Origin of the sequence: Streptomyces sp. NPDC050674, from assembly GCF_040654575.1 — a bacterium.
In the GTDB taxonomy this organism is placed as follows: domain Bacteria; phylum Actinomycetota; class Actinomycetes; order Streptomycetales; family Streptomycetaceae; genus Streptomyces.
Map to the genome: position 1 here is coordinate 539,127 of NZ_JBFAIG010000002.1, position 17,725 is coordinate 556,851.

Consider the following 17,725-nt stretch of genomic DNA (forward strand, 5'->3'; position numbering starts at 1 on the left):
GCGGGCCGGACCGACAGTGCGTCAGGGGCGGTCTCGTCGAGGCCGCCCCTGACCCCTGCGACGGGCGGGCTTCAGGAGCCGGACAGGGCCTCCGTCGGCGACAGCCGGCTCGCCCGTACCGCCGGATACAGTCCGGCGATCACGCCGATGACGAGGGTGCAGCCGATCCCCGCCGCACTCGCCCAGGCCGGGACGACCGTCGGCCAGCCGCGGCTGAGGGCGTAGGCCGCCGTGATCGCGGTCCCCAGCACCGTCCCGGCGAGGCCGCCGATGAGCGACAGCAGCAGTGACTCCGTCACGAACTGGGTCCGGATCTGGCCGCGGGTCGCCCCCAGCGCCCGGCGCAGGCCGATCTCCGGGCGCCGTTCCAGGACCGAGATGACCATCGTGTTGCCGACCCCCACCCCACCGACGAGCAGGGCCACGCCACCGAGGCCGAGCAGCAGCCCGGTCAGCGCCGACTCGGTGGCCTCGCGGGCGGCGAGCGCGTCGGAGGGCCGGGAGATGCGGACCTGGCCCGGTTTCTCCGGGTACGCCGTGGCCGGCAGCACGGCCCGTACCTCCGCGACCTGGCTGTCCTCGGCGCGGACGTAGACCGTCGACGGATGGCCGTCGAAGCGCAGGTACGTCCGGGCCGCCGGCCAGCCGACCAGTGCCGCGCTGTCGAGCTCCGGCGCGAGCGGTACGGGATCGAGGACGCCGACGAGGGAGAACCAGCGGCCGCCGAGCCAGACCCGGGTCCCCGGCGCGTGCACGTCGAGCCGCCGCGCCGCCGTGGAGCCGAGCACGACCGCCGGGTACTCCTCGGTCGCGGAATCCAGCCAGCGGCCCCGGCGGACGTGGCCGCCGACGGCCGGGAGCAGGTGCCTGTCGGCCGCGAGGACCTCCAGGGAGCCGGTGCGGCCGATGGCGATGTGCTCATTGCGGTAGACGTGTGCGTCGGTCGCGCCGGTGGCGGCGACCTGCTGCACGGGCGGGACGCGGCCGATCATCGCGACGGCCTCGTGAGGCAGCTTGGCCTCGGTGCCGTCGAGCGTGTCGCCGGGGGCGACCCGCAGCAGATTGGTGCCGAGCGCGTCGAGTCGGCGGTCCACCTCCGACCGGCCGGAGCCGGAGATCCCGACCACCGCGATCATGGCGGCGACGCCGATCGCGATCCCGAGCGCGGAGAGGAAGACCCGCAGGGGACGAGTCCGTAGCCCGGTCCCACCGAGCCGCACGACGTCCCGGGGACCGAGGCGGGCGGCCCGCAGCCGGCCGCCCGTGCCACCGACGGCACCGTTCGCCCGTCCGCGGTCACGTCCGGCGTCCCCGCGGGCGCCGGACGGCATGGTGGGTGGGGCGTCGTCCATGGGCAGGCCGTTCGTCGTGCCGTCGGTCATCGGACCGCCTCGTTCGGTGCGTCCGCGGTCGCGGTGTCCGCCACCACGCGGCCGTCGCGCATCTCTATACGGCGGGGCAGCCCGGCCGCGATCTCCCGGTCGTGGGTGATGATCACGACCGTGGTCCCGGCGGCGTGCAGCTCGCGCAGCAGACCGAGGACGGCCTCCCCGGAAGCGGAGTCCAGGTTGCCGGTCGGCTCGTCCGCCAGCAGGACGGCCGGTTCGCCGATCACCGCCCGGGCCACCGCCACCCGCTGGCGCTCGCCGCCGGACAGCTGGTGCGGGAGGTGGTGGACGCGGTGGCTGAGGCCGACCCGTTCCAGTGCCACCGCCGCCCTGGACCTGCGGCGGCGCAGCGGCACCCCGGCGTAGAGCAGCCCGTCGGCCACCGAATCCAGGACCGGGACGCCCACCGCCAGATGGAACTGCTGGAAGACGAAGCCGATCCGGGTGGCCCGCAGCGCCGACACCTCACGGTCCGTCAGCTTCGCCACGTCGTGGCCGTCGACCAGCACCCGCCCGGCGGAGGGCCGGTCGAGGCTGCCCATGAGGTTCAGCATGCTGGACTTGCCCGAGCCCGACGGGCCGACGACCGCGACGAGTTCGCCCCGCCCGATGCGCAAGGTCACGTCCCGTACCGCCGCCACACCACCGGGATACGTCTTGGAGACCGCGTCGAACTCCACGACCGCCGACGCTCCGCTCACTCGGGGATCCTCACCTTCATGCCCTCGCGAACCGCGCTTCCGCTCACTTCCACCCGGCCGTCCGCGAAGAGTCCGGTCTTCACCGCGACGAACCGGCCGTCCGCGGTCTCCAGGCCGTGGCCGCCCTCGGCCAGGGCGACCAGCGCGGCGACCGGGACGGTGAGGACGTCCGCCCGTTCCCGCCCCACGTACTCGACGGTGACCGGCGCGCTCTCCAGCCTTCCCACGGATTCCTGGTCCTTGATGGTGATGGTCACCGGAACCGTCGGTGCCCCGGAGCCCCCCTCGCCGCCTCCCTCCTCGGGAGCGGTCGCCTTCTTCCCCACCGAGGCCACCTCGCCCTTCACCGATTTCCCGTCGGGCAGCCCGATCGTGACGGTGGCGCCCCGCACGGCCCAGGAGTCCTCCGCCGCCGAGGCGTTGACGACGACCTTCCGAGACGTACCGGTGTACGTGAGGGCGTCCTCGGTGACCGCCGAGCCGAGCCGGACGCCCGCGTGGCCGATCCGCACCTTGCCGGTGGAGTAGACGACGTCCCCGACGCCGACCGTGCCGGTCCGGGGAAGCCCGAGGTCTTTCTGCCAGCGCTCGACCGCGCGGGCGGTGAGGTCGGTGAACTCCTCGTCGACCGTGAAGCCGGTGTAGCCGAGAGCGGCGAGATTGCTCTCGAACTGCAGGACGTCCATCCCGCGCAGAGTGCCCGCTGTCCGTCCGGCCCCGGCGCCACCCGGCGTCGGCGATCCGGAGGGAGCCGGGGCGCCGGAGGCGTCGCCCGTCGGGCCCTGGTCAGCCGTGCCCTGGCCGGCCTCGCCCCGCGCGTCCCCCTCGGTCCCGGCGTCCTGGCGGGTGCCCTGCCGGGTGTCCTGCCGGGTGTTCGCGGTCAGGCCCAGCTCCCGGTACATCGGCAGCGTCCCGTACAGCAGCACCACCGGCCGGTCGTCGACGCGCAGCAGAGTGCCGCCGCGCTTCACCGTGCTGCTCTCCCCGGGGAGCCAGGTCACGGTGCCCGTCACCTTGACCGGCAGCGGTATCTCGGTGCCGTAGCCCAACTGGCCGTCCACCGTGGTGCGTTCGGTCAGCGTGGCGCGGGTGACCGGGACGGTGGAGTGTGAGCGGGGAGGGGCGGAGGAGCCGTCCTGCGCGCCGCCTCCGCCGAGGCCCAGCGCACCGACCACGGCGACTGCCGCCACGACGGCCAGAGCCGAGGTCACCAGGACCGTACGCCGGCCGCGCCGTCCGCGCGGCGGCGGCGCGGGAGCCGCCCCGCGCTCGTGATCGGTCTGCATGACCGCCTCCGTCATCGTCAGCCCTTGCCCTCGGGTTGGTCCACCGGGTCACCGATGATCGGAGCGCAGACACGGGTGGCACGCTTGGCTCCCGCCGACGTCTGGTCCCACTCGGAGCCCTGCGCGGTCCCGTCGGGACCGGGGTCGGGGAAGTCGGGGGCGCCGTTCTTCTGCATGCAGTCGGCGTAGTCGCGTTTGACCTTGATCTGCTCGGGAGTGAGCTTGGGCTGGCTCGCGTTCTCGAGGCTCTCGGGGACGGCCGCCTTGAGCGAGGCGCACTTCTCGGAGGCGTCCAGGAACTTCGTGTCCTTCTTCAGCGCCGCGTTGTCGCCGAAGTCGACCTGCCCCTTGGCGTCGGGGTCGGGGGCGTCGACGCCGTTGTCCCGCAGACACCTCACCCACTCGCGCTGGGCGCTCACATACGCGGCCACGTCGTCGCCGCCGCCCGGCGTGGCCGTCTTGCCGGACGTCTTGCCGCCCCCGGCCGTGGGGACCTTCGGGGTGTCGCCCTCGCCGCCGCAGCCGACCAGGGTGATCGCCATGACCGACGCGGACACCACGGCCATCAGCACCCGGTTCGTCCTCATTGGTTCTCCTGCCTCCTGTCGGACCCGACCGCGGGCGCGGCGGGCATCCCGACCGTAGGCAGGAGGTCGTGAAAAACCTTTGAAGAACCTGTCATCCGATCATGCGGGCGCGGCTCCTGGTTCCGGTGGCCCGTGGGGGCGGCCCCCCGCGGCCCGAGTCACGACTTCAGACGCTTCACGGCCTCCTGGAGCACCCCGGTCTGCTTGCAGAAGGCGAACCGCACGAAGGGCGCGCCCGCCTCACGGTGGTCGTAGAAGACGGCGTTCGGGATCGCGACGACGCCCGCGCGCTCGGGCAGCGCCCGGCAGAAGGCGAAGCCGTCGGACTCGCCGAGGGGGCGGATGTCGGTGGTGACGAAGTAGGTGCCCGCGGGCCGGAACACCTTGAAGCCCGCCTCCGCGAGGCCCTTCGACAGCAGGTCCCGCTTGGCCAGCATGTCCTCGCGGAAGGAGGCGAAGTAGCTGTCCGGCAGGGCGAGCGCCTCGGCGATCGCGTACTGGAACGGGCCGGCCGAGACGTACGTCAGGTACTGCTTCGCCGAGCGCACGGCCGTGACCAGCTCCGGGGCCGCCGTGATCCAGCCGACCTTCCAGCCGGTGAAGGAAAACGTCTTGCCGCTGCTGGAGATGGTGACCGTGCGCTCGCGCATCCCCGGGAACGTCGCCAGCGGCAGGTGCTCGGCGTCGTCGAAGACCAGGTGCTCGTACACCTCGTCCGTCACCACCAGCAGGTCCCGCTCCACCGCCAGCTCGGCGATCGCGGCCAGCTCCTCACGGGTGAGGACGGTGCCGGTCGGGTTGTGCGGGGTGTTGATCAGCAGCAGCCGGGTGCGGTCGGTGACGGCGTCGCGCAGCTCGTCCAGGTCGAGACGGAAGCGGCCCTCCTCGACGTCCGCGCGCAGCGTGACCGGCACCCGGCGCCCGCCCGCCATCGCGATGCACGCCGCGTAGGAGTCGTAGTACGGCTCGAGGGCGATCACCTCGTCGCCGGGCTCCACCAGGGCCAGCAGGGCGGCGGCGATGGCCTCCGTGGCGCCCGCCGTGACCAGGACCTCCGTGTCCGGGTCGTAGGCCAGGCCGTAGCGGCGCCGCTGGTGGGCGGTGACGGCGGTGCGCAGCTCGGGGACGCCGGGCCCCGGCGGGTACTGGTTGCCGCGGCCGTCCCGCAGGGCCCGTACGGCGGCCTCCCGGATCTCCTCCGGGCCGTCGGTGTCGGGGAAGCCCTGCCCGAGGTTGATGGCGCCGGTGCTCAGGGCCAGGGCGGACATCTCGGCGAAGATCGTCGTCCCGAACTCGGCGAGCCGGCGGTTGAGGAGGGGGCGCGCACTGGAGGTCATGCCGGCCATCCTGCGCCGAAGCTCTGGAGTTCCTCAACTCTGTGTTGGGCCGTGAGCGGGGAGGGCATCACCGCCTCACGCAAGAGCGAGGCGCCCACGGGGGGCCGCTTCGGGGGAACGAAAGGAGGGTGACGCCATGATCGTCGGCATCATCCTGGCGGTGGTCGGAGTCGTCCTGGTGGGGGCGCTGGTCTCCAAGGCCCGCAGGGGCTCTTCCGGACGGACGACGCGGCGCGGGGCGTGGGCGTCCACCGGGTCGAGCGGCAGCAGCAGCCACAACAGCTGGTGGGCCGGCGGGGGAGACTCCGGCTCCTCCGGCTCGTCCGGCGGCGGTGGACACCACGGCGGGCACCACGGGGGTCACTCCTGCGGCGGCTCCTCCTCTTCCTGCGGTGGCGGCTCGTCCTGCGGAGGCGGGTCGTCCTGCGGGGGCGGCGGTGGCTGCGGTGGCGGAGGCAGCTGACTGACGTCGGCCGTCCTCACGACGGGAAGCCGCAGCCCTCGAACGCGGGGTCCGCACCTGGGGCGGACCCCGCGTTGTCATGTCCGAAGCTTCTCGGACGGATCACCGGTCGAATGTCCGTCGGATGGCTCCGACGGGGCCCTGGTGATGCCCCATGCCTGTAGGACAACTCGGCGTGGGAGGAGGCGACGTCGGCAACTGTGCGCGGCCGGCCGCCCGTTAGGGGGTCGGACGGCAGCGCGGGCTCCGGTCCGTCACGACGCCGGGCGCGAGTCACAGCGCACCGGCGCACGCCTCCCCGGCACCGGCGCACGCCGTAGTTGAACAGGTGAGCTGTGGAGCCCTCTAGGGGATGGAAACCCTACGAACTTGGGTAAAAACGCTGTGGCGACGCCACCGTTCATGATTCCCTCTACCTCACCGACGCAGCCCCTCGGACGTCTTGCGGACACCTTCCTGAAACCGGCCGACCGGGCTGAAGCGGGCCGGCATCCCCCGGTGCGACCGGGGCGCAGCGGACCCATCTCCCTCTCCTTGTGTGCTTGCGGAGCCGATCCATGCTCACGACGCTGAACACCTCCTACACCGACACGCGCGCGACCGATCTCGCCTGGGCCCTGGGGCGTGAGCCGCTTCCCGCACTGGCCACCCTCGACCTCGAACTGGCGGGCGTCAAACTGCAGTTGCGGCTCCTCGGCGCGTCCCACCAGGTCCTGCTGGAGGAGGAGCGGGGCGTGTGCTCGGAGACGGTGGCGTGCATCGCGGGCAGCAGCACACCGCTTCCGCTCGGTGTCGCCAAGCGGGTGGGCGACTGGGAGTACGAGTTCGCGGCCCGGGTCGAGGTGCTGTCCCCGGGCTCCTTCGCGGGCCGCGCCCAGGAGTTGCTGGCCCTCGTCTCCGACCATCCGCACGGTCTCGCCGGCGTCTTCCCCGGCAGCCCGCACGCCTTCACGGCCCTGCTGGCGCAGCACCACGACGGGCAGGTGCACTGGCGGACCTGGCACGCCTACCCGCAGGAGGGGCAGTTGGTGGCGACCCGCACGAGAGTGGGCGTGCGCATGCCGACGACGGTCCTCGCCCTCTGACCCGCCCGTCGTGCGGCGGACCGTCCTGCGGTCGATGGCTGCACGGCCGACCGAACCGCAGGCGGCCGACCGCATCTCACTCCACCGACGCCCGGCCCCTGTAAACCAGCACCACACGTGTGGGTGACGAACCGCAGTCGAGGCGTGACGTAACGTCGCAGCGTGATCGAGCCGCACGCGCCCGCCCCGCCCGGTTGCCCGCCGTCCTGGAGCGCGCCGGGCGGCCCCGGCGGACCGGCGCGACTGCCCGTCCGGCCCGGCATCGGACGGTTCCTGGTCCTCGCCGGTGTGTTCGTCTGTGCGGCCTGCGGACTCGTGTACGAACTGGAACTCGTCGCGCTCGCCTCGTACTTGATGGGCGACTCCGTCACCCAGGCATCCGTCGTGCTGTCCGTCATGGTCTTCGCGATGGGCATCGGATCCCTCGCCGCGAAGCGGCTGCGCCGGCTCGCCGCGGCCGCCTTCGGCGCGGTCGAGGCCGCCCTCGCGCTCGTCGGCGGGTGCAGCGCGATGGCCCTCTACGCCGTGTTCGCCTGGACCGGCGACTGGGGCGGGGTGTGGGCCAGCGGGCCGCGCTGCCTGCTCGTCGCCTTCTCCCTGGCCACCGGGCTGCTCATCGGCGCCGAGGTCCCGCTGCTGATGGAGCTGATCCAGCGGATCCGCCGCCAGGACGCGGGGGGCGCCGTCGCCGACCTGTTCGCCGCCGACTACGTCGGAGCCCTCGTCGGCGGTCTCGCCTTCCCCTTCCTTCTCCTGCCGTTCCTGGGGCAGTTGACCGGTGCGCTGCTGACCGGGGCGGTCAACGCGGTCGTCGGCGGTGCGCTGGTGCTCGGCCTGTTCCGACGGGACCTCACCCGGCGCGCCCGGTGGCTGCTGCTGCTCGGCAACGCCCTCGTCCTCGCGGTCCTCGCCTCGGCGGCCGTCCTCGTCGACGACTTCGAACAGGCCGCCCGGCAGGCCGTGTACGGCGGGGACATCCGTGTGGCGCTCCAGAGCGAGGTACAGGAGGTCGTCCTCACCGGCGGCACGGACGGCAAGCCCCTCGACCTGTTCCTCGACGGCAGGCTGCGGGTCAGCGAACGCGACGAACGGCGCTACCACGAGGCCCTCGTCCACCCCGCGATGAGCGGGCCCCACGCGCGCGTGCTGATCCTCGGCGGCGGCGACGGCCTGGCCACCCGCGAGGTGCTGCGCCACCCCGGAGTGGAGCGGGTCGACGTCGTCGCACTCGACGCGGAGGTGGTCCGGCTGGCCCGCACCGACCCGGCCCTGTCCGCCCTCAACCGGCACGCGTTCGGCGACCCGCGCGTACGGGTGACGACCGGGGACGTCTTCGGCCGGCTGCGCGGGGCGAAGGGGGTGACGTACGACGTCGTCGTCTCGGACCTTCCGGACCCGGGCATCACGGCGAGCACCAAGCTGTACTCGCAGGAGTTCTACGGCCTCGCCCGGCGCGTGCTCGCCCCCGGCGGACGGCTCGTGGTGCACGCCGGGCCGGTCGCGGCCGCGCCCCGGGTGTACTGGACGGTCGAGGCGACGCTGCGCGCGGCCGGGCTCGACACCGCCCCGTACGGCACCGGCGGCCGCCACACCGGTTTCGCCGGCCCGGACCGGACCCCCGCCGGCCGTTCCCTGGCCCCGCGGGACTGGGGTTTCGTCCTGGCCGGGCGCGTGGACCCGCGACCGCGGCTCGCCCCGGACGGTCCCCGGCCGAGCGTCCTCACCAAGGCGTCGCTGGCGGCGGGGGAGCGCGCGGCGCGGGCGACGCGGATCAGGGGGTTGCCCGCGTCGACGCTGGTGCATCCGCGCTACTGAACGGCCGGGCCGGACGGGCGGGCCGGGAGGATACGCCTGGCGGGGGTGGATCGGGCGTGAATCCCTCAGGCGGGGGTGCGTTCCGGGCTCCGCTGGGTAGAGTCCGTCGACATGGAGCACGAGGTGTTCGTTCCGGTTCCGGCGGAGCGGCTGAGAGAGGTGCTGGACGACCCCGCGCGGGTCGCCCGGGCTGTTCCCGGGCTCCAGCAGGACGCCGGCGCCGAACCCGTCGCCGGGCGGCTGAAGATCCGGGTCGGCGGCCATTCCGTCACCTACCGGGGTGCCGTACGGGTGCTCCGGCGCGGGGACGACGCGTACGCCGTCGAGGGCGAGGCCGAGGAGGCGCGCGGCAGCGGCTCGGTCAAGATCGCCCTGCGGATCGCGCTGCGGGCGGCGGAGGACGGCTGCACCGTCGTGTACGGCGGCTCCGCCTCCGCGGACGGCCGGATCAAGGACCTCCCGGCGGACGCGGTGGAGGGGGCGGTCACCCGGCTGCTGAACCGTTTCGCGGAGCACCTGGCCGCGGCGGCCACGGACCGGGACGACGCGGCGCGGCGGCCTCCGGCCGGGCCCGACGCGGGGACCGGGACGCAGCCCCCCGCCGACGCCGGTTCCACGGAGGGGCCTGCGGCTCCGGGCGACGCCGGTTCCACCAAGGGGCCTGCGGCTCCGGGCGACGCCGGTTCCACAGGGGAGTCTCCGGCCCCCGCCGACCCCGGTTCCACCAACGAACCCCCGGCCTCCGCCGACCCCGGTTCCACCGACGAGCCTCCGGCCTCCGCCCCCGGACGTTCCTCCGCCTTCGGCGCCGAGGTCCCGTCCTCCCCTCTCGGGGGCGGCGAGGACGCCGAGGACGAGGAGGACGAGGAGGACATTGCCGAGGCGGCGCACGCCCGGCGGACCATGATCGGGCGCAGCGCCGAGGAGGTGGACCACGCGCCCCCGCGCGGCCGGTACGCCCCCGTGCCCGCGCCGCAGACCGTCTCGCCCCCGGCCCCGCTGCGCTGGGCGGCTCCCGCGGCGGCGTTGGCGCTGGCATCGGCCGTCGTGGCGGTCCGGGCCCTGCGCAGACGCCGCTGAGCGCTCGGCGGCCGACCGTGCCGGGTGGGCGTGGCCGAACCACCCCGCATCCCGTGAGGCCCTCTTGATCACCGCAGTAGGGTCGTCCCGTGAGTGACGAAGACATCACGCTGACCGCGGGTGACGCGGAGGTGACCGTGCAGCCGGGCAACGGCGGCCGGGTCGGAGGGCTGCGGATCGGCGGCGTCGAACTGCTCCGCCAGGGTGAGCGGTTCGGGTGCTTCCCGATGGTGCCGTGGTGCGGACGGATCCGGGACGGACGGTTCCTGGACGGTGCCGTCGTGCGGCAGATGCCCCTCAACGCCCCGCCGAACGCCATCCACGGCACCGTCCGCGACGGCGCCTGGCGCACCGCCCGCACGAGCACGGCCGAGGCCGTCCTCACCTGCGAGCTGGCCGACCCCTGGCCCCACCCGGGCCTCGTCACCCAGGTCGTGTCCCTCACCGAGGACGCGCTGACGCTGACCATGTCCGTCGAGACGTACCAGTCGTCCTTCCCGGCGCAGATCGGCTGGCACCCCTGGTTCAACCGGAACCTCGGCGGCGAGGACGTGCGCCTCGACTTCGCCCCCGCCTGGCAGGAGGAGCGCGGCGACGACCACCTGCCCACCGGCAACCGCCTCGACCCGCGGCCCGGCCCCTGGGACGACTGCTTCGGCATGCCCGGCGGCGTCGACGTGACCCTGACCTGGCCCGGGCAGCTGGAGCTGAAGGTGACCAGCCGCGAGGAGTGGGTCGTCGTCTACGACGAGCAGCGGGAGGCCGTGTGCGTGGAGCCGCAGACCGGCCCGCCCAACGGGCTCAACACCCTGCCTCGCCTGGTCACGCCCCTGGAGCCGCTGGAGGCCGCCACGACCTGGAGCTGGCGCCGCCTCTAAGCTGGGCGCCATGACGGACACGCGTGGCGCGCTGCTTCAGCAGATCAAGGACAAGGCCGTGGTGCACGGCAAGGTGACCCTGTCGTCGGGCCTGGAGGCCGACTACTACGTCGACCTGCGCCGCATCACCCTGGACGGCGAGGCCGCCCCGCTGGTCGGTCAGGTGCTGCTGGACCTGACCGCCGAGCTGGACTTCGACGCCGTCGGCGGGCTCACCATGGGCGCCGACCCGGTCGCCGCCGCCATGCTGCACGCGGCCGCCGCGCGCGGGAAGCGCCTGGACGCCTTCGTCGTGCGTAAGGCCGCCAAGGCGCACGGTCTGCAGCGCCGTGTCGAGGGCCCGGACATCGCGGGCCGCCGCGTGCTGGTGGTCGAGGACACCTCCACCACCGGCGGCTCCCCGCTCACCGCCGTGGAGGCCGTACGGGAGGCCGGGGCCGAGGTCGTCGCCGTCGCCACCATCGTCGACCGGGCGACCGGCGCCGCCGAGAAGATCCAGGAGGGGGCCGGGGTGCCGTACCTCTTCGCCTTCTCCAAGGACGAGCTGGGCCTCGGCTGACCGGGACGTGACCAGGGCGTGGACGGTGGCCTGGACCTTCCGGCCAAGTCTGGAAAGATGGGGCCGACGATGACGTCGCACCCCAAGGTCTAGGTCAGGGCCGTTAGACACAGCAGTACGTCAACCCGCAGATACAAGGAGCGGACGCATGCCCATCGCAACTCCCGAGGTCTACAACGAGATGCTGGACCGGGCGAAGGCAGGAAAGTTCGCCTACCCGGCCATCAACGTGACCTCCACCCAGACCCTGCACGCGGCCCTGCGCGGTTTCGCTGAGGCGGAGAGCGACGGCATCGTCCAGATCTCCACGGGTGGCGCCGAGTTCCTGGGCGGTCAGTACAGCAAGGACATGGTCACCGGCGCGGTCGCCCTGGCCGAGTTCGCGCACATCGTCGCCGAGAAGTACCCGGTGAACATCGCGCTGCACACCGACCACTGCCCCAAGGACAAGCTCGACGGGTACGTACGTCCGCTGCTGGCGCTCTCCCAGAAGCGCGTCGAGGCCGGTCTGAACCCGCTGTTCCAGTCGCACATGTGGGACGGCTCGGCCGAGACCCTCGCCGACAACCTCTCCATCGCGCAGGAGCTGCTGGAGCAGGCCCGCGCCGCGAAGATCATCCTCGAGGTGGAGATCACCCCGACCGGTGGCGAGGAGGACGGCGTCACCCACGAGATCAACGACTCCCTCTACACCACGGTCGACGACGCGATCCGCACCGCCGAGGCCCTCGGCCTGGGCGAGAAGGGCCGCTACCTGCTGGCCGCGTCCTTCGGCAACGTGCACGGCGTGTACAAGCCGGGCAACGTCGTCCTGCGCCCCGAGCTGCTGAAGGAACTGAACGAGGGCGTCGCCGCCAAGTTCGGCAAGGGCTCCCCGTTCGACTTCGTCTTCCACGGCGGCTCCGGCTCCACGGAGGAGGAGATCCGCACCGCGCTGGAGAACGGCGTCGTGAAGATGAACATCGACACCGACACCCAGTACGCGTTCACGCGCCCGGTCGCGGACCACATGTTCCGCAACTACGACGGTGTCCTGAAGGTCGACGGCGAGGTCGGCAACAAGAAGACCTACGACCCGCGCACCTGGGGCAAGCTGGCCGAGGCCTCCATGTCCGCGCGTGTCGTCGAGGCCTGCGGCAACCTGCGCTCGACCGGCACCAAGATCAAGTAAGTCCCGGTCCCGCTCGCGTCGAGCCCGGCACCTTCTGGGGTGCCGGGCTCTTCCGTGTGCTCCTATGCTCCCTGCATGCCCGATGTCCGGTTGGCCTCACCGCAGGGCAAGTGGGTCCTGCTCACCACCGTCCTCGGCTCCAGCATGGCGATGCTGGACTCGACCGTCGTCAATGTCGCCCTGCCGCGCATCGGCCGCGACCTCGACGCGAACCTGTCCGCGTTGCAGTGGACCGTCAACGCCTACATGGTCACGCTGGCCGGGCTGATCCTGCTCGGCGGGGCGCTCGGGGACCGGTTCGGGCGGCGGAAGGTGTTCGTCGTCGGTGTGGTGTGGTTCGCGGTGGCCTCGCTGCTGTGCGGGATCGCGCCGAACGCGGGGGTGCTGATCGCCGCGCGGGCCTTGCAGGGAGTGGGCGGCGCGCTCCTGACCCCCGGGTCACTGGCGCTGATCCAGGCGTCCTTCCACCCCGACGACCGGGGGCGGGCGGTGGGCCTGTGGTCCGGCTTCGGCGGGATCGGTGCGGCGGTCGGGCCGTTCGTCGGCGGCTGGCTGGTGGACGGGCCGGGCTGGCGGTGGGTGTTCTGGCTGAACGTGCCGGTGGCCCTGGTGTGCGTGCCGGTGGCGCTGCGGCATGTTCCCGAGTCGGGGGACCGCAGGCCGCACGGGCGCTTCGACGTGCTCGGGGCCGTGCTGGGCGCGCTGGCGCTCGCGCTGGTGACGTACGCGCTGATCGAGGCCGGTGGGGGTGGTCCGGTCGTGGTGGTCGCGGCGGTGGCCGGGGTGGCCGCCGCCGTCGTGTTCGTGGTCGTCGAGCGGCGCCGGGCGGATCCCATGATGCCGCCGGACATCTTCGCGTCCCGGCAGTTCACGGCCGTCAACCTCGTCACGCTGTGTGTGTACGCGGCCCTCGGCGGGTTCTTCTTCCTCGCCGCGCTCCAGCTCCAGGTGGTCGTGGGCTACTCGGCCCTCGCGGCCGGTACGGCGCTGCTGCCGACGACCGCCCTGATGCTGCTGCTGTCCGCGCGCTCCGGGGAACTGGCCGACCGCATCGGGCCGCGCCTCCCGCTGACGGTGGGGCCGCTGCTGTGCGCGGCGGGCATGCTGCTGATGCTGCGGGTCGGACCGGGAGCGTCCTACACCGCCGACGTGCTGCCGGCCCTGGTGGTACTCGGGCTCGGCATGGTCACGCTGGTGGCGCCGCTGACGGCGACGGTCCTGGGCTCGGTGAGCGTGGTGCGGGCGGGGCTGGCCAGCGGCATCAACAACGCGGCGGCCCGGGCGGCGGGCCTCGTGGCGGTGGCGGCGCTGCCGCTGCTGGCCGGGATGGGCGAGGAGGCGTACCGGGAGCCGGCCGCCTTCGACACGGCGTTCGGCAAGGCGATGGGGTGGTGTGCCGGGGCGCTGGTGGCGGGCGCGGTGGTCGCGGCCGCGACGGTGCGCAGGCCGCCCCCGGACTGCAAGCGCCCGGAGTGCCTGCACCACGGCGGCGTGACGGCCCCTCCGCTGGAGGGGGAGCCGGTGCGCAAGCGGTTGGGGTAGAGGGGCGGGGCGCTGCTGCCGGTGCCAGGTGCAGGGCGCGGGATGCAGGGTGCCGGTGCTGAGGGAGAAGGACCGGTGCCCGCGGCCGAGTGGGATGGCGCAGACTTGGGGCATGTCCATTCACGAGAACCTTCTCGGGGGTCCGCCCCCGACTCACCTCCCCGACGACCCCGGGCCGCGGGACATGCTCGCCTCCGGCGCCGCGCCCGCCGAGGTCGCCGGTGCGCACCCCACCTCCTCGCTCGCCTGGGCGCAGCTCGCCGACGAGGCGTTCGAGCGGGGCTCGACCGTGGAGTCCTACGCGTACGCCCGTACGGGTTACCACCGCGGCCTGGACGCGCTGCGCCGCAACGGCTGGAAGGGCCACGGCCCGGTCCCGTGGGAGCACGAGCCCAACCGCGGATTCCTGCGTGCCCTGCACGCCCTCGCCCGGGCCGCGCAGGCCATCGGCGAGCAGGAGGAGTACGAGCGCTGCTCCCAGTTCCTGAAGGACTCCTCGCCGACGGCGGCGCAGGTCCTGGGCTGAGTAACGGTCCGTGCACGCGAGGCCCGCCCCCGAAAGGCGGGCCTTGCGGTTTCGGGGGACGATTGCGCAATATGCCCTCGGGGACCGGGGCCCCCGTGTCGGATTCGGCAGGGGCGGACCGCTACCCGGAGTAATACGCAGGAGACAGCGATGTCCCACGAGGCTCACGAGCCCGAGACCCCGCATCTCGACTTCCACGGCACGACGCCGTACGAGGACTACGTCAAGGCGGACGTGCTCACGCACCTCCAGCACACCCTCTCCGACGATCCCGGAGAGATGGTCTTCCTGGTGACGACCCAGGTGATGGAGCTGTGGTTCACCGTCATCGTCCACGAGTGGGAGACGGCGGCACGCGCCCTCAGGGGTGACGACATCCCCACCGCCACGGCCGCGCTGAAGAGGTCGGTGCGTGAACTGGAGGCGCTCAACCACTCCTGGAAGCCGCTGGCCCAGCTCACGCCGGCCCAGTTCAACTCGTACCGCAGCGCCCTCGGTGAGGGCTCGGGCTTCCAGTCGGCGATGTACCGGCGCATGGAGTTCCTGCTCGGCGACAAGTCCGCGTCGATGCTCGTCCCGCACCGGGGCGCGCCGCGCGTGCACGCCGAGCTGGAGAAGGCGCTGCACGAGCCGAGCCTGTACGACGAGGTCGTGCGGCTGCTCGCCCGGCGCGGGTACGACATCCCGGAGGCCGTGCTGGGGCGTGACGTCACCAAGCGCTACGAGCCGTCGCCGGAGGTGGAGGCGGCCTGGACGGCCGTCTACTCGGGCGACGAGAGCGACGAGGTCGCACGGCTGGGCGAGGCGCTGAGCGACGTCGCCGAATTGGTGTGGCGCTGGCGCAACGACCACCTGGTCGCCACCCGCCGCGCGATGGGCGCCAAGACCGGCACGGGCGGCTCCGCCGGGGTGGCCTGGCTGGAGAAGCGCGCGCAGAAGAACGTCTTCCCCGAGCTGTGGACGGCGCGGTCCTATGTCTGAGCTGACGGAACGCGCGCAGAAGCTGGACGCCGTCGACGAACTGGGCGGCAAGCGCGCCGAGTTCGTGCTGGACGAGGTCGTCTACCTGGACGGCAACTCGCTGGGCGCGCTGCCTGCCGCGGTGCCCGGGCGGGTCGAGGACGTCGTACGCCGCCAGTGGGGTGAGCTGCGCATCCGGTCGTGGGAGGAGAGCGGCTGGTGGACGGCGCCCGAGCGGATCGGCGACCGGATCGCCCCGCTGGTCGGGGCCGCGCCCGGACAGGTCGTCGTCGGCGACTCGACGAGTGTCAACGTGTTCAAGGCGCTGGTGGGCGCGGTGCGCCTGGCCGGGGAGGGCCGTGACGAGCTCCTCGTCGACGCGACGACCTTCCCCACCGACGGGTACATCGCCGAGTCCGCCGCGCGGCTGACCGGCTGCACCCTACGGCCGGTGAGCCCCGCCGAGGTGCCGGGCGCGCTGGGCGAGCGGACCGCCGCCGTCCTGCTCAACCACGTCGACTACCGCACCGGACGGCTGCACGACCTGCCGGGACTGACGGCCGCCGTGCGCGAGGCCGGGGCGATCGCCGTCTGGGACCTGTGCCACAGCGCGGGCGCGCTGCCGGTCGGCCTGGACGAGCACGGCGTGGACCTCGCGGTCGGCTGCACCTACAAGTACCTGAACGGCGGGCCGGGTTCACCCGCGTACCTGTATGTGCGGCGGGAGGTGCAGGACCGTTTCGACTCCCCGCTGCCGGGCTGGAACTCGCACGCCGAGCCGTTCGGGATGCGCAGCGACTTCGAGGCCGCCCCCGGCGCGCTGCGTGGCCGGGTCGGCACGCCGGACATCCTCTCCATGCTCGCCCTGGAGGCGGCCCTGGAGGTCTGGGACGGGGTGTCGGTGGAGGCGGTGCGGGCCAAGTCCCTCGCCCTGACGGACTTCTTCCTGGAGTGCGTGGCGGCTCATGTGCCCGAGGGCCGGGTCGAGTGCGTGACGCCGGTGGCGCACGAGGAGCGGGGCAGCCAGATCGCCCTGCGCTGTGACGACGCCGGTGACGTCATGAAACGGCTCATCGAGCGGGGTGTGGTCGGCGACTTCCGGGCGCCGGACGTGCTGCGCTTCGGCTTCACGCCGCTGTACGTCGGATTCGCCGACGTGGAGCGGGCCGCACGGGTGCTGGCGCAGACCCTGGCCTGAGCGGTGGCGGCCGGGACGCCCGCGCGGTGTCCCGGCCCCGCGTCCGTCGGACCCGCGTCTGCCGGTTCCGCGTCTGCCGGTTCCGCGTCTGCCGGCTCCGCGTCCGCCGGCTCCGCGCCGACCGGGCCCCCGGTCGGCCTCACCGAGCGTGACATCCCCATGTCCTCGCATGTCACGCGCCTGGTACCGTCCCGGCCAACGGCTGACCCCGCAACCGGTCCGCCATCTACGGTTCACCGCTGGAAGGTTGGAGCATGACGGACGACGTCGCAGCAGCACGGGCCGCTGCCGAGGAGAAGTCGGCCTTCTCCCACGCGCCCGTCGACCCCGACGCCACCGCTGCCTACGGCGACCACCCCGACCAGGTGATCGACTTCTTCGCACCGCGCCGCGAGGGCGGCCCGGGACCGGCCCCGGTCGTCGTCGTGCTGCACGGCGGTGCCTGGCGGGCGCCGTACGACCGGCGTCACCTCAGCCCCTTCGCGGGCGTCCTCGCCCGCCGCGGGTTCGCCGTGGCCAGCGTGGAGTACCGGCGCGGTGGCGGTGACGACGCCCTCGCGGGCCGCTGGCCCGACACCTTCGACGACGTCGCCGCGGCGCTCGACGCCCTTCCGGCGCTGGTCCGGGAGGCACTGCCGCACGCCGACCCGCGCCGCACGGTCCTCACCGGTCACTCGGCGGGCGGGCACCTCGCCCTGTGGGGCGCGGCCCGGCACGTCCTTCCGGCCGGCTCGCCCTGGCGCGGCGGCAGTCCGGTGTCGCTGCGCGGTGTCGTCGCCCTCGCCCCGATCGCGGACTTCGCGATCGCCGACAAGCTGGACGTGTGCGGGGGTGCCGCGCGCCAGCTCCTGGGCGGTGACGAGCACTTCGCCGAGCGGCAGCCGTACGCGGACCCGGCGCTGCTGCTGCCCACCGGCATCGCCACCACCCTGGTCCAGGGTCGCGCGGACCTCGTCGTGCCGCAGGCGGTCGCCGAGTCGTACGCGGAGGCGGCGGCCAAGGCCGGGGAGATGGTGGGGGTGACGCTGCTGGAGGACGTGGGGCACTTCCCGCTCATCGACCCGACGGCGGACGCGTGCGCGGTGGTGGTGGAGGAGATCGCGCAACTTGCCTGGTGAGCGGCGTCGCGGCGCGGTGTCGTGGGAGTCT

17 protein-coding genes are annotated in these 17,725 nt (G+C 73.4%); 12 read left to right on the top strand and 5 right to left on the bottom strand.

Going from position 1 to position 17,725, the window contains the following annotated elements:
* Positions 1-71 precede the first annotated feature (71 nt).
* The 5 genes from AB0I06_RS05885 to AB0I06_RS05905 form a co-directional block, all read right to left on the bottom strand.
* Positions 72-1,382: an ABC transporter permease gene (locus tag AB0I06_RS05885; protein ID WP_363117486.1), complete on the bottom strand. Its 1,311-nt coding sequence runs from the start codon at positions 1,380-1,382 to the stop codon at positions 72-74.
* On the bottom strand, positions 1,379-2,089 hold the full coding sequence (locus tag AB0I06_RS05890; protein ID WP_363117487.1) for an ABC transporter ATP-binding protein: 711 nt from the start codon (positions 2,087-2,089) through the stop codon (positions 1,379-1,381). Before AB0I06_RS05890 ends, AB0I06_RS05885 begins: the two co-directional genes overlap by 4 nt.
* Positions 2,086-3,375 (bottom strand): peptidoglycan-binding protein, encoded by a 1,290-nt coding sequence (locus AB0I06_RS05895; protein WP_363117488.1) that lies wholly within the window; start codon positions 3,373-3,375, stop codon positions 2,086-2,088. Before AB0I06_RS05895 ends, AB0I06_RS05890 begins: the two co-directional genes overlap by 4 nt.
* A gap of 17 nt (positions 3,376-3,392) precedes the next feature.
* Positions 3,393-3,962 (bottom strand): hypothetical protein, encoded by a 570-nt coding sequence (locus tag AB0I06_RS05900; protein WP_363117489.1) that lies wholly within the window; start codon positions 3,960-3,962, stop codon positions 3,393-3,395.
* Positions 3,963-4,120: 158 nt separating this feature from the next.
* On the bottom strand, positions 4,121-5,308 hold the full coding sequence (locus AB0I06_RS05905) for a pyridoxal phosphate-dependent aminotransferase (RefSeq protein ID WP_363117490.1): 1,188 nt from the start codon (positions 5,306-5,308) through the stop codon (positions 4,121-4,123).
* Between the two features lie 127 nt (positions 5,309-5,435).
* Here AB0I06_RS05905 and AB0I06_RS05910 point away from each other — a divergent pair, with 127 nt between their 5' ends.
* The 12 genes from AB0I06_RS05910 to AB0I06_RS05965 all read left to right on the top strand — a co-directional run bounded on the left by AB0I06_RS05910 (position 5,436) and on the right by AB0I06_RS05965 (position 17,694).
* Complete coding sequence (locus AB0I06_RS05910) at positions 5,436-5,762, top strand: hypothetical protein (RefSeq protein ID WP_363117491.1); 327 nt, start codon at positions 5,436-5,438, stop codon at positions 5,760-5,762.
* 557 nt (positions 5,763-6,319) lie between these two features.
* Positions 6,320-6,847, top strand: coding sequence for a DUF2617 family protein (locus AB0I06_RS05915; protein ID WP_363117492.1), 528 nt, complete (start codon positions 6,320-6,322; stop codon positions 6,845-6,847).
* A gap of 162 nt (positions 6,848-7,009) precedes the next feature.
* Positions 7,010-8,662 carry a polyamine aminopropyltransferase gene (locus tag AB0I06_RS05920; RefSeq protein WP_363117493.1) on the top strand — a complete coding sequence of 551 codons (1,653 nt, stop codon included), beginning with the start codon at positions 7,010-7,012 and terminating at the stop codon, positions 8,660-8,662.
* Between the two features lie 111 nt (positions 8,663-8,773).
* Positions 8,774-9,742 carry an SRPBCC domain-containing protein gene (locus tag AB0I06_RS05925; protein ID WP_363117494.1) on the top strand — a complete coding sequence of 323 codons (969 nt, stop codon included), beginning with the start codon at positions 8,774-8,776 and terminating at the stop codon, positions 9,740-9,742.
* Positions 9,743-9,831: 89 nt separating this feature from the next.
* Positions 9,832-10,620, top strand: a complete 789-nt coding sequence (locus tag AB0I06_RS05930; protein WP_363117495.1) for an aldose 1-epimerase — start codon at positions 9,832-9,834, stop codon at positions 10,618-10,620.
* Between the two features lie 10 nt (positions 10,621-10,630).
* Entirely contained in the window at positions 10,631-11,179 is a 549-nt protein-coding gene (gene pyrE / locus AB0I06_RS05935; RefSeq protein ID WP_363117496.1) for an orotate phosphoribosyltransferase, read from the top strand.
* A 148-nt stretch (positions 11,180-11,327) separates the two neighbouring features.
* Complete coding sequence (fbaA, locus tag AB0I06_RS05940; protein ID WP_363117497.1) at positions 11,328-12,350, top strand: class II fructose-bisphosphate aldolase; 1,023 nt, start codon at positions 11,328-11,330, stop codon at positions 12,348-12,350.
* Positions 12,351-12,425: 75 nt separating this feature from the next.
* A complete protein-coding gene (locus tag AB0I06_RS05945; protein ID WP_363117498.1) occupies positions 12,426-13,892 on the top strand; it encodes an MFS transporter in 1,467 nt (488 codons plus the stop codon).
* Between the two features lie 112 nt (positions 13,893-14,004).
* Positions 14,005-14,418: a DUF3151 domain-containing protein gene (locus AB0I06_RS05950; RefSeq protein WP_363117499.1), complete on the top strand. Its 414-nt coding sequence runs from the start codon at positions 14,005-14,007 to the stop codon at positions 14,416-14,418.
* 150 nt (positions 14,419-14,568) lie between these two features.
* Positions 14,569-15,399 (top strand): tryptophan 2,3-dioxygenase family protein, encoded by an 831-nt coding sequence (locus AB0I06_RS05955; RefSeq protein WP_363117500.1) that lies wholly within the window; start codon positions 14,569-14,571, stop codon positions 15,397-15,399.
* Positions 15,392-16,576 (top strand): kynureninase, encoded by a 1,185-nt coding sequence (gene kynU, locus AB0I06_RS05960; protein WP_363117501.1) that lies wholly within the window; start codon positions 15,392-15,394, stop codon positions 16,574-16,576. Before AB0I06_RS05955 ends, kynU begins: the two co-directional genes overlap by 8 nt.
* 254 nt (positions 16,577-16,830) lie before the next feature.
* Positions 16,831-17,694: an alpha/beta hydrolase gene (locus AB0I06_RS05965; protein WP_363117502.1), complete on the top strand. Its 864-nt coding sequence runs from the start codon at positions 16,831-16,833 to the stop codon at positions 17,692-17,694.
* Positions 17,695-17,725: the final 31 nt, after the last annotated feature.